Origin of the sequence: Phenylobacterium conjunctum (assembly GCF_042679085.1) — a bacterium.
Classification (GTDB): domain Bacteria; phylum Pseudomonadota; class Alphaproteobacteria; order Caulobacterales; family Caulobacteraceae; genus Phenylobacterium; species Phenylobacterium conjunctum.
The window spans coordinates 89,147-109,716 of record NZ_JBHTLQ010000003.1; the positions used below are offsets into that span (position 1 = coordinate 89,147).

The 20,570-nt window shown below is 68.0% G+C and carries 23 protein-coding genes and 2 tRNA genes; 5 read left to right on the plus strand and 20 right to left on the minus strand.

What is annotated here, in order from left to right:
* Positions 1-56: 56 nt before the first annotated feature.
* From ACFQ27_RS02030 to ACFQ27_RS02060, 7 genes are all read right to left on the minus strand, one after another.
* The gene (locus ACFQ27_RS02030) at positions 57-698 is read right to left on the minus strand and encodes a cold-shock protein (RefSeq protein ID WP_377352206.1); all 642 of its coding nucleotides are present in this window, start codon (positions 696-698) and stop codon (positions 57-59) included.
* Between the two features lie 251 nt (positions 699-949).
* Positions 950-1,024: transfer RNA gene (locus ACFQ27_RS02035), tRNA-Glu, on the minus strand.
* 55 nt (positions 1,025-1,079) lie between these two features.
* The gene (gene recJ / locus ACFQ27_RS02040) at positions 1,080-2,885 is read right to left on the minus strand and encodes a single-stranded-DNA-specific exonuclease RecJ (RefSeq protein ID WP_377352208.1); all 1,806 of its coding nucleotides are present in this window, start codon (positions 2,883-2,885) and stop codon (positions 1,080-1,082) included.
* Positions 2,886-2,889: 4 nt separating this feature from the next.
* Positions 2,890-3,843: a class II fructose-bisphosphatase gene (gene glpX, locus ACFQ27_RS02045; RefSeq protein ID WP_374346616.1), complete on the minus strand. Its 954-nt coding sequence runs from the start codon at positions 3,841-3,843 to the stop codon at positions 2,890-2,892.
* 51 nt (positions 3,844-3,894) lie between these two features.
* Positions 3,895-5,184, minus strand: a complete 1,290-nt coding sequence (locus ACFQ27_RS02050) for a homoserine dehydrogenase (RefSeq protein ID WP_377352209.1) — start codon at positions 5,182-5,184, stop codon at positions 3,895-3,897.
* Positions 5,181-6,401, minus strand: a complete 1,221-nt coding sequence (locus ACFQ27_RS02055; RefSeq protein ID WP_377352211.1) for an LL-diaminopimelate aminotransferase — start codon at positions 6,399-6,401, stop codon at positions 5,181-5,183. Before ACFQ27_RS02055 ends, ACFQ27_RS02050 begins: the two co-directional genes overlap by 4 nt.
* A gap of 117 nt (positions 6,402-6,518) precedes the next feature.
* Positions 6,519-6,992 (minus strand): hypothetical protein, encoded by a 474-nt coding sequence (locus ACFQ27_RS02060; RefSeq protein ID WP_377352213.1) that lies wholly within the window; start codon positions 6,990-6,992, stop codon positions 6,519-6,521.
* 82 nt (positions 6,993-7,074) lie between these two features.
* On the opposite strand from ACFQ27_RS02060, the gene phaC reads away from it, so the two are divergent.
* On the plus strand, positions 7,075-9,114 hold the full coding sequence (gene phaC / locus ACFQ27_RS02065) for a class I poly(R)-hydroxyalkanoic acid synthase (RefSeq protein ID WP_377352215.1): 2,040 nt from the start codon (positions 7,075-7,077) through the stop codon (positions 9,112-9,114).
* Here the strand turns inward: phaC and ACFQ27_RS02070 are convergent.
* The 6 genes from ACFQ27_RS02070 to rplM form a co-directional block, all read right to left on the minus strand.
* Positions 9,111-9,959, minus strand: coding sequence for a hypothetical protein (locus tag ACFQ27_RS02070; RefSeq protein ID WP_377352216.1), 849 nt, complete (start codon positions 9,957-9,959; stop codon positions 9,111-9,113). The two genes, phaC and ACFQ27_RS02070, sit on opposite strands and share 4 nt — an antisense overlap.
* Positions 9,960-10,020: 61 nt before the next feature.
* Positions 10,021-10,515 (minus strand): peptide-methionine (R)-S-oxide reductase MsrB, encoded by a 495-nt coding sequence (gene msrB / locus ACFQ27_RS02075; protein ID WP_374346610.1) that lies wholly within the window; start codon positions 10,513-10,515, stop codon positions 10,021-10,023.
* Positions 10,516-10,551: 36 nt separating this feature from the next.
* The gene (locus ACFQ27_RS02080; RefSeq protein WP_377352218.1) at positions 10,552-11,004 is read right to left on the minus strand and encodes a GNAT family N-acetyltransferase; all 453 of its coding nucleotides are present in this window, start codon (positions 11,002-11,004) and stop codon (positions 10,552-10,554) included.
* Positions 11,001-11,981 carry an N-acetyl-gamma-glutamyl-phosphate reductase gene (gene argC, locus ACFQ27_RS02085; protein ID WP_374346608.1) on the minus strand — a complete coding sequence of 327 codons (981 nt, stop codon included), beginning with the start codon at positions 11,979-11,981 and terminating at the stop codon, positions 11,001-11,003. The genes ACFQ27_RS02080 and argC overlap by 4 nt, the downstream gene beginning before the upstream one ends.
* 91 nt (positions 11,982-12,072) lie before the next feature.
* The gene (rpsI, locus tag ACFQ27_RS02090) at positions 12,073-12,549 is read right to left on the minus strand and encodes a 30S ribosomal protein S9 (protein WP_374346607.1); all 477 of its coding nucleotides are present in this window, start codon (positions 12,547-12,549) and stop codon (positions 12,073-12,075) included.
* A gap of 5 nt (positions 12,550-12,554) precedes the next feature.
* Complete coding sequence (rplM, locus tag ACFQ27_RS02095; RefSeq protein ID WP_377352220.1) at positions 12,555-13,028, minus strand: 50S ribosomal protein L13; 474 nt, start codon at positions 13,026-13,028, stop codon at positions 12,555-12,557.
* Between the two features lie 220 nt (positions 13,029-13,248).
* Between rplM and ACFQ27_RS02100 the strand changes: the two genes are divergently transcribed.
* A complete protein-coding gene (locus tag ACFQ27_RS02100; RefSeq protein WP_377352221.1) occupies positions 13,249-14,691 on the plus strand; it encodes an alkaline phosphatase PhoX in 1,443 nt (480 codons plus the stop codon).
* Here ACFQ27_RS02100 and ACFQ27_RS02105 read toward each other — a convergent pair.
* Positions 14,688-15,719 (minus strand): COX15/CtaA family protein, encoded by a 1,032-nt coding sequence (locus tag ACFQ27_RS02105; protein WP_377352222.1) that lies wholly within the window; start codon positions 15,717-15,719, stop codon positions 14,688-14,690. The two genes, ACFQ27_RS02100 and ACFQ27_RS02105, sit on opposite strands and share 4 nt — an antisense overlap.
* Positions 15,720-15,857: 138 nt before the next feature.
* Between ACFQ27_RS02105 and ACFQ27_RS02110 the strand changes: the two genes are divergently transcribed.
* The 3 genes from ACFQ27_RS02110 (at position 15,858) to ACFQ27_RS02120 (ending at position 16,474) form a co-directional block, all read left to right on the plus strand.
* On the plus strand, positions 15,858-16,106 hold the full coding sequence (locus tag ACFQ27_RS02110; RefSeq protein ID WP_374346603.1) for a GlsB/YeaQ/YmgE family stress response membrane protein: 249 nt from the start codon (positions 15,858-15,860) through the stop codon (positions 16,104-16,106).
* Between the two features lie 32 nt (positions 16,107-16,138).
* Complete coding sequence (locus tag ACFQ27_RS02115) at positions 16,139-16,336, plus strand: DUF2842 domain-containing protein (protein ID WP_377352223.1); 198 nt, start codon at positions 16,139-16,141, stop codon at positions 16,334-16,336.
* A 61-nt stretch (positions 16,337-16,397) separates the two neighbouring features.
* Positions 16,398-16,474, plus strand: a tRNA-Pro gene (locus ACFQ27_RS02120).
* A 20-nt stretch (positions 16,475-16,494) separates the two neighbouring features.
* Here ACFQ27_RS02120 and ACFQ27_RS02125 read toward each other — a convergent pair.
* The 6 genes from ACFQ27_RS02125 to ACFQ27_RS02150 all read right to left on the minus strand — a co-directional run bounded on the left by ACFQ27_RS02125 (position 16,495) and on the right by ACFQ27_RS02150 (position 20,518).
* Positions 16,495-16,914, minus strand: coding sequence for a MerR family transcriptional regulator (locus ACFQ27_RS02125; RefSeq protein WP_377352224.1), 420 nt, complete (start codon positions 16,912-16,914; stop codon positions 16,495-16,497).
* A gap of 14 nt (positions 16,915-16,928) precedes the next feature.
* Entirely contained in the window at positions 16,929-17,231 is a 303-nt protein-coding gene (locus tag ACFQ27_RS02130) for an integration host factor subunit alpha (RefSeq protein WP_374346600.1), read from the minus strand.
* A gap of 122 nt (positions 17,232-17,353) precedes the next feature.
* On the minus strand, positions 17,354-18,334 hold the full coding sequence (locus ACFQ27_RS02135; RefSeq protein WP_374346599.1) for a beta-ketoacyl-ACP synthase III: 981 nt from the start codon (positions 18,332-18,334) through the stop codon (positions 17,354-17,356).
* Complete coding sequence (gene plsX, locus ACFQ27_RS02140; protein WP_374346598.1) at positions 18,335-19,387, minus strand: phosphate acyltransferase PlsX; 1,053 nt, start codon at positions 19,385-19,387, stop codon at positions 18,335-18,337.
* Positions 19,388-19,463: 76 nt separating this feature from the next.
* A complete protein-coding gene (locus ACFQ27_RS02145) occupies positions 19,464-19,982 on the minus strand; it encodes a YceD family protein (RefSeq protein ID WP_377352226.1) in 519 nt (172 codons plus the stop codon).
* Positions 19,979-20,518, minus strand: a complete 540-nt coding sequence (locus ACFQ27_RS02150) for a ubiquinol-cytochrome C chaperone family protein (RefSeq protein WP_374346596.1) — start codon at positions 20,516-20,518, stop codon at positions 19,979-19,981. Before ACFQ27_RS02150 ends, ACFQ27_RS02145 begins: the two co-directional genes overlap by 4 nt.
* Positions 20,519-20,570: the final 52 nt, after the last annotated feature.

Below are 20,570 nucleotides of genomic sequence, written 5' to 3' on the forward strand. Positions count from 1 at the left end.
CAAGCAGGCTCCTGGTTTGGGCAAGCTTTGCGGCCTAGGCAAGGCCCGACAGAGGCTCAGGCGTAGCCGGAGGACTCGATCTCAGCCACCACCAGGCCCTTGGGACCCTCGGCGAACCGCACCATGACGTCATCGCCCGGTTGGAGATCCTCCAGGCCCGAGCGGCGCAGGGTCTCGATGTGGACGAAGATGTCGCCAGGTTCGCCGTCGCGGACCACGAAGCCATAGCCCTTGGCGCGGTTGAACCACTTGACCTTGGCGCGTTCGAGGGGACCGCGGGGCGCCGGCGGACGGCGCGGGCCACGGGCCTGAAATCCGCCGCCCTGGCGATCAAAGTGTCCCCCGCCGCCGTGGCGGTCGAAGCTGTCGCGATCCCGGCGGAAATGGCCCTCGTCCTGACGTCGACGGTCGCTGGGCGGAGAGGCGGAACTTTCATCGAGGTTGACCACCTCGGAGACCTGCCAGCCCTTCGGCCGACGCACGACATCACAAACGATCACGGCCCCCTCGAGCGCGCTCTCGCGCCCGGCGTTCCGCAGTGAAGTCACATGCAACAGAACGTCTTTCAGATCCGTCTGGCCCGGATCGTCCGGAACAATGAATCCATAGCCCTTACCGGCGTCGAACCACTTAATTCGACCACTGATCCGCACCGCGCTCCCGTGCGAATCGACTCCCTCGTATTCGTAACCAGACATTTGCCCCTCTGGCCCGGTCTCCCCCGATCCTTTCGGATATTGGCCAACTATAACACTGTTCTCGTATCAGGAGAGCCGTCAATGGGGGATTTTAACCATCCGCACGCCAGGCGTGTGGTTCTCTAGCCATGCGAGCGCTGCAGCGCTCAGATCGGGCCAAAGACAATCAAGGTGCGTGGAGCGTCTTCACCTGGGAAGGGAAGTCTTCGCGAGCATGACGCCAAGATGGGGGAGGTCTTGAGCGCCACGCCTGGCAGTCCCTAGGGGAGTCGAACCCCTCTCTCCAGGTTGAAAACCTGGCGTCCTAACCGATAGACGAAGGGACCGCGTCGGCGAAGGAGGCGCTGTATATCCGCCTCCTTCGGGGTGTGCAAGCGCCGATCAGGAGATTTGTCGACGAAGATCGGCGACGTCCTCGATCTCCAGTTCCACGGCCCGGCGGCCCTGCCAATCGTCGGGCTTCAGCCGCCCGGCCACATGCAGTCCGCCGCCCTCGGCGAGCAGCCGACGGCCGATCTCGGTGTCCTCCGCGCGCCAGGCGACGGCCTTGAGTTTGCCGCCGGAACGATCGGTCAGGGTCACCCGGACATGGCCCCCGCGCAGCGCCATGGCGCGCTCGACCCGCACGTCCGCCAGGGCGAACAGCGGCTCGACATTGCCGGGACCAAAGGGGGCCAGCCGCTGGAAATCTTCATACAGCGCCCGGTCGGCGCCGGCGGTCGTCACCAGGGCGTCGATGTCCAGGGCGTCGGCCTCGGCCGCCTCCCGCGCCTCCTCCGCCATCTGGGCGCAGAGGAAGTCGCGAAGCTCGGGGATGGTGTCGGGCCGGACCGACAGGCCCGCGGCCATGGCGTGTCCGCCCCCGGCCAGCAGCAGGCCCGCCTCATAGGCCGCCTGGACCGCCCGGCCCAGGTTGACGCCCGGCTGGGAGCGGCCCGAGCCCTTGCCGATATTGCCCGGCCGGTCGACGCCCACCACGATCACCGGCTTGCGGTAGCGCTCGCGCAGCCGCCCGGCGACGATACCGATGACGCCGGGGTGCCAGTCATCGGCCGCCACGAGGAGCATGGGCGCGTCGGCCTGGTTGCTCTGGTGCTCGATCAGGCGGATCGCCGCCTCCATCACTTCGCGCTCCACCTCCTTGCGTGAGGCGTTGAGGCCGTCGAGCTCGGCCGCCAGGGCCTCGGCCTCCAGCGGATCGTCGGTGGACAGCAGGCGGGCGCCGAGGTCGGCGCGACCGATCCGGCCGCCGGCGTTGATTCGAGGCCCGAGGATGAAGCCGGCGTGGAACACCGTCGCCGGCCCCTGCCCCTTGGCCACGTCCAGCAGCGCCTTCAGCCCCGGGTTGCGCCAGGCCGACATGGTCCTGAGGCCCAGGGTGGCCAGGGCCCGGTTGAAACCGCAGAGCTCGGTGACGTCACAGATCGCACCCATGGCGGCCAGGTCGAGCCACTGCTTCAGGTCGGGCTCCGGACGGTCCTGAAACATCCCCCGGCGGCGCGCCTCGCGATTGAGGGCGGCGAGCAGGACGAAGGTGACGCCCGCGGCGGCCAGCCGACCCTGACCGGACGTGTCATCCGGGCGATTGGGGTTCACCAGGGCCGAGGCGGCCGGCATCTCCCCGTCGCGCATCAGGTGGTGGTCAATCACCACGACCTCCAGGCCGATCTCCGCGGCGGTGGCGATCGCGTCATAGGCGGCCGCGCCGCAGTCGACGGTGACCACCAGCTCGGCCCCCTCCTCCCGCAGTCGGCGGAATGCGGCGGGCGACGGGCCATAGCCCTCGGTGATGCGGTCGGGGACGTAGATGGGCAGGTCCTTGCCCATGGCGCGCATCCAGCGCACCAACTGGGCGGCGCTGGAGGCGCCATCCACGTCATAGTCGGCGAACACCACCATCGGCCGGTCGCGCTCGACGGCGTCGATCAGGATCGAGGCCGCGCGGTCCATGTCCTGGAAGCTCGAAGGGTTCGGAAACAGGGCCTTCAGGGTCGGGTTGAGGAAGGTCTCCCCGGCCTCGGCGTCCACGCCACGGGAGGCCAGGGCGCGGGCCAGCGGCTCCGACAGGCCGAGGCTCATCTGGTGGCGGCGGACCAGGTCGGGCTCGGCCGGACGCGCCCGCCAGGGCCGTCCCGTCAGGGAACGGGAGACGCCGAGATAGCCCGCTTGTGTCGAGCCATCCGCCATGGGGTCAGACCGGACGCTTCATCCGGACTTCGCGCACCTCGCGGGTGGACGAATTCATCACCAGGGTGTGGGTGTGGACGAAGCCGTCCTTGAACGACACGCCGTCCAGCAGGGCGCCGTTGGTGACGCCGGTGGCCGCGAAGATGGCGTCGGCGCGGACCATCTCGTGCAGGTCGTACTTCTTGTCGAAGTCGGTGATCCCGACCCTGGCCGCGCGGGCGCGCTCGTCGGCGTTGCGGAACACCAGGCGGCCCTGGAACTGGCCGCCGACGCACTTCAGCGCCGCGCAGGCCAGCACGCCCTCAGGCGCGCCGCCCTGGCCGATATAGAGGTCAATGCCGGTGGCCGGGTCGGCGGTGTTCATCACCCCAGCCACGTCGCCGTCGGTGATCAGCTGCACCCGGGCGCCGACCGAGCGGACCGAGGCGATGATGTCGGCATGGCGCGGCCGGTCGAGGATGCAGACGGTGATGGTCTCCGGCGAGACGCCCTTGGACTCGGCCAGAGCCTTGACGTTGTCGGCGGGCGACTTGTCGAGGTCGATCACCCCGGCCGGATAGCCCGGCCCGCAGGCGATCTTGTCCATATAGGTGTCCGGCGCGTTCAGCAGGGTGCCCTTCGGCGCCCAGGCCATGACGGCCAGAGCGTTGGCCATGGCCTTGGCGGTCAGGGTCGTGCCTTCCAGCGGGTCCAGGGCGATGTCGATAGCGGCGCCTTTTCCCAGGCCCACCTTCTCGCCGATGTAGAGCATGGGCGCTTCGTCGCGCTCGCCCTCGCCGATGACGATCTCACCATTGATGGCCAGGCTGTTCAGGGCCGTGCGCATGGCGTCGACGGCGGCCTGGTCGGCGGCGATTTCGTCCCCACGGCCGACGAGCTTCCAGGCGGCGATGGCGGCGGCTTCCGTGACCCGGCCCGCGTCCAGAATCAGTCCGCGATCCAGAATCTCAGAACTCATCCGCAACTCTCCCGCCTGTGGCCGGCTTAGCCGGACAGTATCCGTGGATTCTCAGATGCGCGCGATGCGCAGAAGACGAGGCCTATCCAGAACCGAAGACAGATTCGCGATGCGGTCTATGGCCGCTGTCAGCACGGATTCCGCAACGGCGTGCGTCGTCAGGACGATCGGCACACCCTCGGAATTCTCCACGGGCTTCTGAAGGAAGCTCTCAATGGAGACGCCGGCCTCGGCCAGGGTTTCCGAAACCGCCGCGATGACGCCGGGCTCGTCCTTGACCAGGAAGCGCAGATAGGCCCGGCTCATGGACTTGGACGGATCCACCGGCGTGAAGGGCCGAAGGGTCGTGGCCGGACGCTGGAACACGGGCCGCACGGCGCCGGTCATCACATCGGCGATGTCGGCGGCCACAGCCGCGGCGGTCGGGCCGGCGCCCGCGCCCGGGCCTTGAACGAAGATGCGGCCGATGCGCTGGCTCTCAATGAACAGGGCGTTGAGCGCCCCGCCCGCCTGGGCCAGGGGGTGGCTGAGCGGAGCCAGCGAGGGATGGACCCGCACCAGCACACCGTCCGCCGACCGGTCGGCCGAGGCCACCAGCTTGACCCGATAGCCCAGGTCGCGGGCCATCTTGATGTCCAGCAGCTCGATCTGGTCGATGCCCTCAATCTCGGCGGCGGCGAAGTTGGGCGCGCAGCCGAAGGCCAGGGCGGCCAGGAGGGTGATCTTGTGCGCGGCGTCGAACCCGCCGACGTCCATGGTCGGATCGGCCTCGGCGTAGCCCAGGCGCTGGGCCTCGGCCAGAACCTCGGCGAAGGGCCGTCCGCCCTGCTCCATCTCGGTCAGGATGTAGTTGCAGGTGCCATTGAGGATGCCCGCGACGCTGTTGACGTCGTCGCCGACCAGAGCCTCGCGCATCATCTTCACGGCCGGCACGCCGCCCATGACCGCGGCTTCGAAGACCAGCGGCGCGCCATTGGCCTCGGCCAGCACCGCCAGCTCCGCGCCATGCTCGGCCAAGAGGGCCTTGTTGGCGGTGACGACCGGCTTGCCGAGCTTCAGCGCCGCCTCAACCGCGGCCTTGGCCGGGCCGTCGGAGCCACCGATCAGTTCGACGAAGACGTCGTTGTCCGGCGAGGTGGCCAGGGCCACCGGATCGTCGAACCACGGCAGGTTCGAGATGTCGAACGGGCGCGGCCGCGAGCGCGACCGGGCCGAGACGCCGGTCACCACGGCGCGTCCGCCGGCCGGCGCGAAGTCCGGCCGGTCCGCCAGGAAGGTCAGCAGGCCGGCGCCGACCGTGCCCAGGCCCGCAACGCCGATACGCCAGGTCTTCTCACTCATTGCGCCGCCAGGGTGTTGTGATGCCGCGACAGGATGTCGTCGGCGTTGGCCAGGAACTTCTTCACGTTGCGCGCCGCCTGGCGGATGCGGTGCTCGTTCTCCACGAGCCCGACCCGCACGAAGCCTTCGCCGTATTCGCCGAAGCCGACGCCCGGCGCCACGGCCACGCCGGCCTCTTCGATCAGCAGCTTGGAGAACAACAGCGAGCCGGCTTCCTTGAACTGCTCGGGCACCGGGGCCCAGGCGAACATGGAGGCGGGCGGCGCGGGGATATCCCAGCCGGCGCGCTTCATGGATTCCACCAGGGTGTCGCGGCGGCTCTTATAGATGGCGCGGATCTCGTCCACGCAGTCCTGCGGACCGTTCAGGGCGGTGGCGGCGGCCACCTGGATCGGCGTGTAGGCGCCGTAGTCCAGATAGGACTTCACCCGCGCCAGGGCGGCGCAGATCCGGTCATTACCGACCACCATGCCGACCCGCCAGCCGGCCATGGCGTAGGTCTTCGACAGCGAGTTGACCTCGACGGCGATGTCCTTGGCGCCTTCGACCTGCAGGATCGAGGGCGGCGGGTTGTCGTCGAAATAGATCTCGGAATAGGCGATGTCGGAGATGACCAGCAGGTCGTGCTTCTTCGCCAGCGCCACCACGTCCTTGTAGAAATCCACGTCCACGCACTGCGCGGTCGGGTTGGACGGATAGGAGACGATCAGCACGCTCGGCGCCGGGCTGGAGTGGCGCATGGCGGCGCTCACGCCCGACAGATAGGCCTCCGGGCTCTCGGCCGGCACGTGGCGGATCACCCCGCCGGCCATGATGAAGCCGTAGGCGTGGATCGGGTAGGCCGGGTTCGGGCACAGGATCACGTCACCGGGCGCGGTCAACGCCTGGGCGAGGTTAGCGAAGCCTTCCTTGGAGCCCAGGGTGGCGATCACCTCGCTGTCCGGGTTCAGGGTCACGCCGAACCGGCGCTGATAGTAGCCGGCCATCGCCCGGCGCAGACCGACAATGCCCTTGGAGGCCGAGTAGCGCCCGGCCTTGGGGTCCTTGGCGGTCTCGATCAGCTTGTCGACGATGTGCTTGGGCGTCGGCATGTCGGGATTGCCCATGCCGAAGTCGATGATGTCGATGCCTTGGCCGCGCAGGCGAGCCTTGATGCGGTTCACCTCCTCGAGGACGTAGGGCGGGAGGCGTTTGATGCGGTGGAATTCGGGGGTCATTTTAAGCTCATGCCGCGGCGTCCGCGGCTTTACGGGAGCTGAGGTCGCGCATGGATAGCCCCCGACCGGGGACCAGCCAAGCAGGTTCAATGGAAATTGCGCCTCCGCAGGCCCCTTTTATTTCTTGGGCGGCGGAGGCGGTGTAGCTCGCTGCCGAGCCTGCTTGGCGAACGCCTCCGTTGCAGCCGTTGTCGAGTCGGGTCCTTCGACCCCAGGACCGGCGGCGGCCAGGGCCCGCGCGGCGAAGCTGTCGGTGGCCGAGAGCGTCCAGGTGCTCGGCGCCGTCGCGGCGGCGAGCGCTGCGCCGTCCCCCTCGACCTCTGCCGCGGCCTTGCCCCAGGCGCGGTCGGGCCGCACGTCGGCGGGCGGCGGCGGGATGTCGGCGAAGGTCGGATAGGTCTTGGCCGCGCTGGCCAGGGTGGAGATTTCGGCGGACGCCGCCGAGGCCTTGTCAAGGCTGGCCGGCGCAAACGGGCCGGACGCGCATCCCGCGACGCCCGCGGCGGCGGACAGGCAGCCGAGCGCCACACCGACGCGCAGGGCGCGGCGGGTCAGGCGGTTCGTCACGAAAAGTCGAAGCGATGCGTTCATTTCCGTCCAGGTCTTATGCCATGATCGGTTTCGGCGAAAGAGCGCGGAGACCAAAGCGCCTCGTCAATGGGAGAACACGTCCATGAGCGATCAATCGGCCGGCAAGTCGAAGCGTGGCGGCAAGGGGCGCAAGTCCAAGGCGGACGAGGCCCAAGCCAAGCCCGTCGAAGCCAAGCTCTCTGGGGCCAAGGCCAAGAAGCCTGCGGCCGCGACGTCCGCCGCCAAGGCTGAAGCGCCGAAGAAGAAGCCCGCCAAGATCGCTGAACCCCAGGCCGCCGCCCCGCCGCCGCCCCAGCCGGAAGCGCCGAAGTTCCAAGCCCCGCCGGGGCTTGATCCCTCGAGCCTGACGGCCGAGCAGCGCGCCGCGCTGGAGAAGCTGTCCACCAACCTGGCCCGCGCCGCCCTCACCGCCCAAGGCGCCATCGCCGAGGCGGCCCTGCGCAATGCGGACCGTCCGGCCGCCTTGTCCCCCGATCCGATGCATGTGGGGCCCGCCCTGACCGACGTCATGGGCCGGTTGGCGGCTCAGCCCGATCGGCTGGTCCGCGCCCAGGCCGACCTTTTCCAGCGCTATATGGAGCTCTGGCAGTCCGCCGCGCGTCGGGCGATGGGCGAGACCGTCGATCCCGTCGTGACGCCGGCCAAGGGCGACAAGCGATTCGCCGATCCCGACTGGAGCGAGAACCCGGTCTTCGATGTGATCAAGCAGTCGTACCTGGTCACCTCGAACTGGCTGAACGGCCTGGTGGCTGACGTGAACGACGTCGATCCGATGACCAAGCGCCGGGTCGAGTTCTTCATGAAGATGCTGACCGACGCCTTCTCTCCGTCGAACTTCCTGGTCTCCAACCCCGCGGCCCTGCGCGAGGCCATGGCGACCCACGGGGAGTCGCTGCTGCGCGGCATGGAGAACTTCGCCGAAGACCTGGACCGCGGCGGCGGCAAGCTGGCCATCAGCCAGACCGACTATGAGATGTTCAAGATCGGCGAGAACGTCGCCACCGCGCCGGGCAAGGTCGTCTTCCAGAACGACGTCCTGCAGCTGCTGCAGTTCAATCCGACCACGCCCCAGGTGCACCAGATCCCGCTGCTGATCTTCCCGCCCTGGATCAACAAGTTCTACATCCTGGACCTGCGGCCCGAGAACTCGATGATCCGCTGGCTGTGCGACCAGGGGATCACGGTCTTCGTGGCCTCCTGGGTCAATCCGGACGTCGAACTCGCGACCAAGACCTTCGAAGATTACATGCGCGAGGGCATCTACGAGGCCTCCGCGGCGGTGATGAAGCAGGCCGACGTCGATCGGGTGAACACCGTCGGCTACTGCATTGGCGGGACGCTTTTGTCGGCGACCCTGGCCCACATGGCGGCCCGGGGCGACACCCGGATCAATTCGGCCACCTTCTTCGCGGCCCAGCAGGACTTCGCCGAGGCCGGGGACCTGCTGCTGTTCACCAACGAGGACTGGCTGAAGGATCTGGAGCAACGGATGGACGCCGGCGGCGGCGTGCTGCCCGGCAAGGACATGGCCGACACCTTCAATGTGCTCCGGTCCAACGACCTAATCTGGTCGTTCTTCGTGAACAACTACCTGATGGGCAAGGAGCCCAAGCCCTTCGACCTCTTGTTCTGGAATTCCGACCAGACGCGGATGCCGAAGACCCTGCACCTGTTCTATCTGCGCAAGTTCTACGGCGAGAACGCCCTGGCCAAGGGCGAACTGGTTCTGGACAACGTGCCGCTGGACCTTGGGAAGGTGAAGACGCCGGTCTATGTGCAGTCTTCGAAGGAAGACCACATCGCCCCGGCCCGCTCGGTGTATCGCGGCGCAAAACTGTTCGGTGGCCCGGTGACCTTCATGATGGCGGGCTCGGGTCACATCGCCGGGGTGATCAACGCCCCCGTCGCCCAGAAGTACCAGCACTGGACCAATTCCGAGCTGCCGCCGACCGTCGAAGAGTGGATGGCCGGAGCCAAGGAGACGCCCGGCTCCTGGTGGCCGAACTGGGCCGAGTGGCTGAAGGCCAAGTCAGGTCCAATGGTGCCGGCTCGCGATCCGACCAAGGGGCCCCTGCCCCCGCTGGAAGACGCGCCGGGCAGCTATGTGAAGGTGGTGTCCTAGGGCTGGTTCTGGCGCGGCAGGGTCTTGAGCCGCAGCAGGACGACCAGGGCCCCAATCGGGGGGGCGAAATGGAAGATCCAGGGCGCCAGGGGTGACTGGCCCTTGGTCGCCGCGACGCCGAACAGGTTGACCGCCTGCCACTGGGCGCCCAGCGCCCCGGTCGTCCAGTTGATCCAGACCGTGCCGACGCCCACGAAGGCGCCCAGCACCCACCACCACTTGAACTTCAGGCCCGGGCTGCGCGCCGCGGCGACGGCGGTCAGCACCATGATCACCGGCGAGCCAACAAGCCCCACCAGGAAGGCCAGATGGACGAGACCCTTGCCAGGCGCGAGGAAGCCATTGGCCTTGACTGCGGCCGAGGTCACCGGCTGGGCGGTGATGGCGACCACGCGATAGAGCTTCACTTCGCGGAACGGGTCCTTGCCGGTCAGCTTCTGGCCGCGGTCATAGACCCGCTTGGTCCCGGCCAGTTCCACTGTGAGATCCACCGCCACCTCGCGGCCGGAGAAGCCATAGAGATAGCGGAGGGTGCTGAGCTCGACTTGAGTCTCACGGCCCAGGAGCGGCGGGCGAGTGCGTTCCGACTCGATCAGCTTGATCCGCCACGGCGGTTCCTTGGGGAACAGGTCGCGGACCAGGACGATCTTTGGCGCGTGATCCGGGTCGGCCATGAAGCCGGCGCTGAGCGCGGGGTCGATGGCGGGCCAGTCGTCACGTTGGACCGCGTCGATGAAGCGGCGGCCCAGCCGGTCGGCATCGGGTTCGGCCTGCAGCTTGCTGCAGCCCGCCAGGAGCAGGGCCAGGCCCAGCACGACCGCGATTCTGCCTAGCACCCTGCCCAAGCCGGCCTCCGCCCCGAAATCGGAGGGGAACCTAGGGCCAGGGGCCGCGTGGGGCAATCGCTCAGGCCGCGACGAACTTCAACGCCAGACCGTTGTTGCAGTAGCGCAGGCCGGTGGGCCGGGGACCGTCATTGAACACGTGGCCCTGGTGGCCCAGGCATTGGGCGCAGTGATACTCGGTCCGCGGGACGCCGATCTTGAAGTCGGTCTTCGTGCCCAGGGCGCCGGGGATGGCGCGGTAAAAGCTCGGCCAGCCGGTGCCGCTCTCGTACTTCCAGTCGGACTTGAACAGCGGCAGACCGCAGCCAAGGCAGGCGAAGACGCCCTTGCGATGCTCCTTCAGGAGCGGGCTCGTGCCCGGGCGTTCCGTCGCCTCTCGGCGCAGCACCTGATAGCTGTCCCCATCCAGCCGCTTGCGCCAGTCGGCGTCGGCGATCCTGCGCCATGGCGATGAGGCATAGGCGTCGGCGGCCAGGGCCTCGGCCGAGGTCAGGGCTGTCAGGGCGAAGGCGGTGGCCCCCAGCAGGCGGCGGCGATCGATGTTTGGCGTGCTCATGTCTCCAGATACGGTCCCGACCGCCGTCTGGTTACATCATGACGCAGGATTTTCGCCGCGCCAGACATAGAGCACGTCCGGCTCGCGCTCTTCGTTGTCCTGACCATCGGTCATGGTCTCGATTTGGAAGCCGCGCTGCTCGTAGAAGGCGCGGGCGCGGGCGTTCTTCTGGAAGGTCCAGAGCCTGCGTTCAGAACCGTCCGCCAGCGCCTTGGCGAGCAGGTCCGGCCCAACGCCCCTGCCCTGCGCTTCCGGCGCGACATAGAGTTGATCGATCCATCCGGGCTTGAAGGCGATATAGCCCAGGATGCGTCCTTGTCCCTCGGCGACCCAGAGCTCGCAGGCGGGCATGAGGACGTTGGCGATGAAGCCCTCCGTCTCCGCCGCCGTATGCAGGTCCGGCAGGAAAGGCAGCGAGGTCCGCATGGTGCGGTGATGCAGGCGCCCGATCTCGCCGGCGTCGGCGAGGCTCGCGCGCCTCAGGATCACAGGCCAGCGCCTTCCGGCAGGCCCAGCATCAGGTTCAGGTTCTGAACTGCGGCGCCCGAAGCGCCCTTGCCCAGGTTGTCCAGCAGGGCGACGAGGCGGACCTGCTGACGATCATCATTGCCGAACACATAGAGTTCGATGCGGTTCGTGCCATTCAGCGCCTCGGGGTCCAGCACCTCATTGTAGCCGCCGGCGCCGGCTCGCGCCTTCTGCAGGTCGGCGCAGGCCTGGGCGCTGGCCACGCCCACAAAGGTCTCGCCGGCATAGGCCTCGGCCAAGGCGTCGCGCAGCTGGGCCGAGGTCGGCTTGGCCGGCAGGGTCCAGGTCTGCAGCGGGATCTCGACCAGCATGCCCTGGGCGTAACGGCCGACCGCCGGGGAGAACAGCGGCGCGTGGCTGAGGCCCGTATAGGCCGACATCTCCGGCAGGTGCTTGTGCGCTAGGTTCAGGCCATAGGCGCGGAAGGCGTCCTGCCGGCCCGCGGGCTGGGGCTGTAGTTCAAACTCTTCGATCAGGCCGCGACCGCCGCCGGAATAGCCGGACACCCCGTGGACCGACAGGGGCTGTTCGGCGGGCACAAGGCCGGCGCGCACCAGGGGGGCCATCAGGGCGATGAAGCCCGTCGACCAGCAGCCGGGATTGCTGACCCGCTTGGAGGCCTGGATGGCTTCGCGATGGCCCGGCTTCCATTCCGGAAAGCCGAACACCCAGTTGGGATCGACCCGGTGGGCGGTGGAGGGATCCACCACCTTCACATCCGGATTGGTGATCAGGCTGACGGCTTCCTTGGCGCCCTCGTCGGGCAGGCACAGGATCGCGACATCGACGCTGTTAAGCAGCTCGGCGCGTGCGGCAGAGTCCTTGCGCAGGGCCGGATCGATGGAGACCACGGTCAGGTCCGTGCGGGTCTCCAGGCGCTGGCGGATCTGCAGGCCCGTCGTGCCGGCCTCGCCATCGATGAACACCTTGTGGGTCATGGTCCTGATCCTGAATTCGTAAGCCAGATAGCAGAAGGGGCGCCTCGGTTGCCCGAAGCGCCCCTTCCAAACGCGAGGTGTCGCGCGCGGGTTAGCGCTTCGAGAACTGGAAGCTACGGCGGGCCTTGGCCTTACCGTACTTCTTACGCTCGACGACACGCGGGTCGCGGGTCAGGAAGCCGTGCGGCTTCAGGACCGGACGCAGACCCGGCTCGTAATAGGTCAGAGCCTTGGCGATGCCGTGACGCACGGCGCCCGCCTGGCCGGACAGGCCGGAGCCTTCCACCGAGACGATGACGTCGAACTGGCCCAGGCGATCCGCCACTTCCAGCGGCTGCGCGATCATCATGCGCAGCACCGGACGGGCGAAATAGACTTCCTGGTCGCGGCCGTTGATGGTGATCTGGCCCTTGCCGGGCTTGATCCACACGCGGGCGACGGCGTTCTTCCGCTTGCCGGTCGCATAGGCGCGGCCTTGGGCGTCGATCTTCGGCTCGCGCACCACAGCTTCAGACTGCGGGTTCGAGGAGAGGCTTTGCAGGGCCTCGAAGCCTTGAGGTTCGGACATCTGTCTTACAGGCTCCGCACGTTCTTGGCGTTCAGCGAGGCGAACGCGATGGTCTCGGGGGCTTGCGCTTCGTGCGGGTGCTCGGCGCTGTTGTAGATGCGCAGGTGCGTCATCTGCTTGCGGGCCAGCGGGCTTTCCTTCGGCAGCATGCGCTCGACGGCCTTTTGCAGGACGCGCTCGGGATGCTTGCCGCCCAGGATCTGCCCGGCGGTGCGTTCCTTGACGCCGCCCGGATGGCCGGTGTGCCAGTAGAACACCTTGTCCGTCAGCTTCTTGCCGGTGAACTTCACCTTGTCGGCGTTGATCACGACGACATAGTCGCCGCAATCGACGTGCGGGGTGTAGTCAGGGCGGTGCTTGCCGCGAAGACGCATGGCGATGAACGAAGCGAGGCGGCCGACCACGGCGTTCTCGGCGTCGATCACGATCCACTTCTTCTCGACGTCGGCGGGCTTCAGCGAAGCCGTCGTCTTCATCATAGGAACGATCCGTACGTTAGTCGTCACGGGCGGCGCCCGCGATCAGAGGGCGCGCAGGTACGACACTCCCAAGACACTGTCAATCACTGTCGAGCCAAAAATCTCGCAAACCCTTATCCGATAAGGCGTTGTCGATATAGGTATCCAGATACCGCGTCAACGGACCGTCACGGAACTATGGTGCAAGTCCTGCGACCTCCTCCCACCCCAGGCTCCCAGAATGTTCACCTCCCGCCGCCGCCTCATCCAGGGGACCTCCGCCACCCTCGCCTTCTCCGGCCTGGCCCGCTACGCCAGCGCCCAGGACCGCGCGCGCCAGGCCAGCGCCGCCGAGATCGAGGCGGACGCCTATCGCAGCGAGGTCTACGGCTACGGACCTCTGCGGTCCGATCCGGCGCGGCTGTTCGACCTGCCGGAAGGCTTTTCCTACACCGCCTTTTCGCGGGCCGGAGAGCCGATGAGCGATGGCTTTGTGACCCCCTACAAGGCCGACGGCATGGGGTGTTTCCCGCTGGATGATCACCAGGTGATCCTGGTGCGGAACCACGAGTTGAAGCCGCGCGACGTGGAGCGCTCCGCCTATGGCCCGGAGCGGAAGCTGGCGGCCAAGATGCCCGCGGACCGGGTCTATGACTTCGACGACGAGAACCTGCCCGCCACCGGAGGCACGACCACCCTGGTCTATGACCTGCGCAAGCGCGCCTTGGAGCGGTCGCACCTGAGCCTGACCGGCACCTCCACCAACTGCGCCGGCGGCGTGACACCCTGGGGCTCCTGGTTGTCCTGCGAGGAGACCACCCAGGCCAAGGGCCAGGAGGCGCAGAAGGATCATGGCTGGGTGTTCGAGGTGCCGTCCCAACTCAAGGGCGTTGCGGATCCCTTGCCGATCACCGGCATGGGTCGGTTCCGCCACGAGGCGGCCTGCATCGATCCCCGGACGGGCGTGGTCTATCTGACCGAGGACGTGGGCGACGGCCTGTGCCTGTTCTACCGCTACCTGCCCCATGACCGGACCAAGTTGCTGGCCGGCGGCCGCCTGCAGGCCCTGGCCCTGCCGGAGGGCGCCGAGGCCGATCCCCGCAACTGGGAAGAGGCCTATTGGCAGCCTGGGGACTGGCGGAATGTTGACTGGGTCGATCTCGACGGCGTGGACAACCCTTACGAAGACCTGCGCTATCGGGGGCACGCCAAGGGCGCGGCCTGGTTCGCCCGCGGCGAGGGCATCCATTTCGGTCAGGGGGAACTCTACTTCACCTGCACCAGCGGCGGCCTGCAGAAGGGCGGCCAGATCTTCCGCTATGTCCCCAGCCCCCGCGAGGGTCAGTCGGATGAAGCGTCCCAGCCTGGTCGCCTCCAGCTGTTCGTGGAGCAGCCCGACACCAGGGTCATGGAGATGTGCGACAATCTGGCGATCTCGCCCTGGGGCCACCTGATGGTGTGCGAGGACAAGGTCGGCGGGATCAATTACCTGCGTGGCGTGACGCCTGAGGGCAAGACCTACACCCTGGGCCGCAACGCCGCCGCGGGCGCCGGCGATGTCGGCGGCAATTCGGAATTGGCCGGCGTCTGCTTCTCGCCGGACGGCACGACCCTGTTCGTCAACATCTACATGCCGGGCGTGACCCTGGCGATCACCGGCCCCTGGGCGAAGTTCAGGGCTTAGGGCCGGCGAACCCGCCAGGCGAAGGCCGTGGCCAGGGCGAGCACGATGGCGGCCAGCACTTGGTGTGCCATCGCCAGGCCGATGGGAACATGCATCATCAAGGTGGCGATCCCCAGCAGGGCCTGTAGGACAACCGCGCCGACAATGACCAGGGCCAGGCCCTTGGCCTGGGGCGAGAGATAGGTCGACCGCCGCGCCGCGACGCCCATGGCGATGGCGGCGATCAGGGCGACGTAGGCCAGGATGCGGTGATGGAATTGCACGGCGGCCTGGCTGTGGGCGACGGTCGCCCAGAAGCTCGCCCCCGCATAGTCCTTGGGGAACAGGGCGCCGTTCATCAGCGGCCAGTCGTTATAGGCCAGGCCGGCGTCATTGCCGGCCACCAGGGCGCCCAGCAGGATCTGGACGTAGATCAGGCCCATGAAGGCGAAGGCCCGGCGGGTCCACGGACTGGGCACCGTCACCCGCGGCGCGCCGGCCCAGGCGTCCAGCGCGGTCCAGACCAGGGCCGCCAGGAGGATGAAGGCCAGGCCCAGATGGGTCATCAGCCGCTCCGGCGCCACGGAGACGCGGTCCGAAAGGCCGCTGGCGACCATCCACCAGCCGACGAGGCCCTGCAGGCCGCCCAGCACGAACAGCCCGGCGCAGCGCACGATCAGCCGCCTCGGCAGCTCCCGACGGACCAGGAAGTAGACGAAGGGCAGGAAGAAGGCGGCGCCGACGATCCGCCCGAGCAGCCGGTGGCCCCACTCCCACCAGTAGATGGCCTTGAACGCCTCCAGGCTCATGCCGGCGTTCAGCTGGGCGTACTGGGGAATCTCCTTGTAACGCGCAAACTCGTCCGCCCAGTCCTGGGCGTTCATCGGCGGCAGGGCGCCGGACACCGGCTTCCACTGGGTGATCGAAAGCCCGGAGTCGGTCAGGCGCGTCGCGCCGCCCACCACCACCATGGCCAGGACCAGGGCCGTGACCACGAAAAGCCAGATCGCGACCGGTTGCGACCGGTCAGAACGGAGGAAGGAGGTCATGGGGGTGACTGCATTTCCTTCAGAACACACGCGAGGTTCCGCTACTCCGTTTGGAGCCGAACGTCCACGCTTGCGCGCGTCGGCTGAAGTGGTGAAGGTTCGCCAGGGCGTCAATTCCACAGGGCTTGTCATTCGACCATGTTGGGCATCGGACTGTTCGGGGTGCTCCTGGTCGGGCTGCTGGCGGGTTGGATCGCCAAGCGGGTGCTGAACCGCGGCCAGAGCCTGTTCGCCAACCTGCTGGTCGGCCTGGTGGGGGCCATGCTGGGGGCCTGGGTGGCCGAGGCCCTGGACCTGCGCTTTGTGGGCCTGCTTGGCGGCCTTGTGGTGGCGACCCTGGGCGCCCTGTTCCTGCTGGCCGTGCTCGCCATCGTTCGCCGAGGATGACAGCCCAGGGGCCCAGGCTGTAAGCGGAGCCCATGAGCGCACGCATTCGTAAGCTGATCGGTGGGATCGGACTGATGGCCTTCCTGGCCGCCTATGTCTGGGCGGCGACGGCGATTTCCGACCGCCTGCCCGACAACATGGCCCTCAAACTGGTGTTCTTCGCCGTCGCTGGCGTGGGCTGGGGCGTGCCGATCCTGCCGCTGCTGAGCTGGATGAACCGCGGAAAGTAGACGCCGCGAATTTGCGCTTGCCCGCGCGCCGGGAGGCGTTAGAAGGGCGCTCCGCCGATGTCGGAGCGTAGCGCAGCCTGGTAGCGCACTTGACTGGGGGTCAAGGGGTCGTGGGTTCGAATCCCGCCGCTCCGACCATCGGCGGATTTCCTAGAAAATCAGGATCTGCCCAGCAGGGCGTCCAGCCGCGCCTTGGCGGCGACGAGGTCGTCGAGGGCCGAACCGAGGCGCGCGCGGCCCGCTTCATCGAGGGCGACGTCAGATAGGGACGGAAAGCCGCCGGCCACAGGCGCGGGCTTGGGCCGCTCGCCGGTTCCAGCTGACAGCAGCCCTTTCAGGCCAAGGTCCTTGTGCAGCTTCTGCACGCCCTTGATGGTGTAGCCGTCCTCGTGCAGCAGGGTCTTCACCCCGCGCAGCACCGCGATGTCCTGGGGGCGATAGAACCGACGCCCGCCAGCCCGCTTCATGGGGCGAATAAAGGAGAACCGGGTCTCCCAGAACCTCAGGACGTGTTGAGGCACGTCCAGTTCATCGGCCGCTTCCGAGATCGTCCGAAAGGCGTCCGGGCCCTTGCTCACGGACTAGAGCGGCCTCACCGCGACAGGGCGCGGTCGACCCGCGCCTTCATGACCTGGGAGGCCCGAAAGCCGATCACCCGGCGGGGTTCGATCGCGGCGGGCTCGCCGGTCTTGGGATTGCGCCCCATGCGGGCGCGCTTGGCGCGGACCTGGAAGACGCCGAAGCCGGAAAGCTTGACCTGCTCGCCCTTCTCAAGGGCGGTCGCAACCAGCTCCAGAGTGCGCTCAACAAGCTCGGAACAATCCTGGCGGGTCAGCCCCACCTCTTCGTGAACCGCCTCGCAAAGGTCCGCCCGCGTAACCGTCGCGCCCTTCATACCTGCCCCTGCCCCACCTGGAACTCGATCCGGCCCGGCTCGATATGTCCGGTCTCGGATACTTCTCATGACCTGATTGTCGCATCAGGTCAAAGACTTCAAGGCCTAGATTGTGCGAACGCCTAAAGCCGCAGCACGCAGGCGCCCCAGGTCAGGCCCCCGCCCATGGCTTCCAGCAGCAGGAGTTGGCCCGGCTTGATCCGACCATCCTCGACGCCCTTGGCCATGGCCAGGGGGATGGAGGCGGCGGAAGTGTTGGCGTGTTCGGCCACGGTGGAGATCACCTTGGCCTCGTCGATCCCCAGCCGCCGGGCGACGCCTTCGAGGATACGGCTATTGGCCTGGTGCGGGATGAACCAGTCGACGGAGGACACCTCGACCCCAGCGTCGGCGGCAGCGGCGATCACGGCCTCTGAGATGTTCACCACGGCGTGGCGGAACACCTGGTTGCCCTGCATGCGCAGGTGACCGATCTGACCGTTGGTGGAGACCCCGCCGTCCACATAGAGCAGGTCCTGCTTGGTCCCGTCGGCGCGCAGAGCGAAGCCCAGCAGGCCGCGGTCGTCGATCGTGCCCTGACCGGCCTGCGGCTCCAGCACCACGGCCCCGGCCCCGTCGCCGAACAGCACGCAGGTGCCGCGGTCGGTCCAGTCCATCAGCCGGGTCATGGTCTCGGCGCCGATGACCAGGGCGCACTTGGAGCGGCCGCGGGCCACGAAGCCGTCGGCCGTCGACAGGGCGTAGACAAAGCCCGAGCAGACCGCCTGGACGTCAAAGGCGATCCCGACCGGCGCGCCCAGCTTGCGCTGGACGATGGTGGCGGTGGCCGGGAAGGTCAGGTCGCCCGTGGTGGTGGCCACAATGATCAGGTCGACATCGGCCGCCGTGCGGCCGGCACGTTCAAGGGCCTGGCGGGCGGCCTCTACGGCCAGATCGGAGACCGCCTGGTCGGGCGACGCGCGATGGCGTTGACGGATGCCGGTGCGCTCCTGGATCCACTCGTCGCTGGTCTCGACGACCTTGGCCAGATCGTCATTGGTCACCACCTCGCTGGGCAGATAGCCGCCGACGCCGGTGACAACGCTACGCAAAACCTGGGTCACTCAGGAGGGCTCCTCGACGGTGGACGCCTGGCTCTCGGCCAGGGCGGCGCTGAGCCGCTTCATGTTGCGCTCGATTTCGGCGGCGAAGTCGCTCTGGGCGAACCCCGAAGCCATCAGCACAGCGTCCCGGAAGTCGCGCGCCTTGGCCCCGCCATGGGACTTCACCACCACGCCATTGAGGCCAAGAAGCGGCGCCGCGCGGGGCGGATTAAGTTTTTCACGGAACTGCAGCAGGCCGCCGCGGGCCAGCATGGCCCCCAGCATGGCGATAGGCGAGCTGGTCAGGGCGCCCTTCAGCGCCTGCTCCACATAGCGCCCGGTGCCCTCGGCGGTCTTCAGCATGATGTTGCCGGTGAAGCCATCGGTGACCGCCACGTCGACGGTGTTCTTCGACAGGTCGTCGCCCTCGACGAAGCCGCGATAGTCCAGGTCGAACTTTCCGGAGCTGAGGATGGCGTGCGCCTCGCGCACCTCCTCGTGGCCCTTCACGTCCTCGGAGCCCACATTGATCAGGCCGACGGTCGGTCGCGCCACCCCGTGGACCGCCCGGTGGAAGGCCTCGCCCATGATGGCGAACTCCACCAGCCGTTCGGCGTCGCAGTCGATGTTGGCGCCCACGTCGAGCACCGTGGTCAGGCCCTTCGCCCCCGGCCAGCTGGCCACCAGGCAGGGGCGGTCGAAATCGATGCTCATGCGCAGCACCAGCTTCGAAATGGCCATCAGGCCGCCGGTGTTGCCGCTGGAGATGGCGGCGTCCGCCTCGCCGGCCTTCACCGCCTCGATGGCGTTCCACATGGACGAGCCCTTGCCGCGCCGCAGGGCGACGGCGGGCTTTTCGTCCGAGGCGATGGACTTGTCCGTATGGCGGATCTCGGCGCGAGCCTTCAGGCCCGGATGGCGTTCGAGCTCCGGGCCGATCTTGGCCTCGTCCCCGTGCAGCAGGAAGCGCGCCGCCGGCAGGGCCTCCGCGGCCTGGGCCACGCCCGGGACGGTTTCCGGCGGGCCGTGATCGCCGCCCATCATATCGATCGAGAGGACCTGAGTTCGGGTCACAAGCTTACGTCCAGCCCCGCCTTTGTGCGCGCCGGGACGATACAGGCGCCGTCCCGCCTTGCAAACCAACCGGGGATCACTCCCCCTCACCCTTCAGTTTGCGCAGCACCGCAAAGGGTGACTCCTCCGGCTTGTCCGGCACGTACTCGAAGGTCGCCCCGGGCTTGCGGGGAAAGGGATCGACGGCCAGGGACAGCTGCTCGGCGGCCACGGCGGCGAGGTCGACGACGTCGCCCTCCAGGACATCGGGCGGATCGGGGGCGTCCAGGTCCAGCTCGATCTCCCCTGCCCCCGACTCAGACGGCGCATTCGGGCTGCCGGCCGGGACGACTCGCAGATCGAACTCCGCCTCGAGAGGCTGTTCAAAGCGATCGAGACTGATCCCGCAGACCTGCTCCACCACACCGGACAGCCGCCCCGTGATCTCCGCCCCGTCCAGCCAGGGCCGAAGGGTCAGCTGGATGCTCATGGACGGCATGCTGACCAGCCCCAGCGACTTGGCCAGGACCTTGCGCTGGGCCTCATCCGGCTCGAGCCGGACGTTCAGGGCGCCGCGGCTGAGTTCGGCCAGCGACAGCGGATGCGACCAGCTCACGCCGAGACCTCCGAGGTCCAGGCCACCTTGCCGGCCAGCAGGTCCTCCAGCGGCGCGGCCTCAAGGGCGGCGCGCTGGGCCAGGACATAGGCCCGCAGCTGGGGTTCGGCCGTCGCCTCTGTCTCGGCGTACACGGTCCGGGCCAGCAGATCGCGCAGCTCGTCCTGCGCCGGCAGGAGCGCAAAGGCGTCCTGGTAAGACTTCACCCGGCCATAGAAGGCCTCGCCCAGCTTGCGCATCTTCTTGCCCACCGACAGGTCGCCCACGCCCAGCTCGCGCAGGGCGTCGTCGAGGGAGCGGACATAGGTGTCGAACAGGGCCTGGGCCGTGTCCGCGGCCTGGGGGCCGTTGCGCTTCAGGCGGTCGAGCAGCAGGACCACATGCAGGGAGTAGATCTCGAACCGGCCCACCGGCGTGTCCGGCGCGCCGAGCTCCAGATAGAGGGCCGGCGTCCGCGACTGGGCGACCACGGCCGAGTACAGCGCGCGGCCAGCGATCTGGGCGGGTTTCGGTCGGAAGAAGCGGTCCAGGAACATCACGGCCTCGATTTCGCCCTCTGCCGGGCTTAAGGGCGGCATTGCAGTAAGG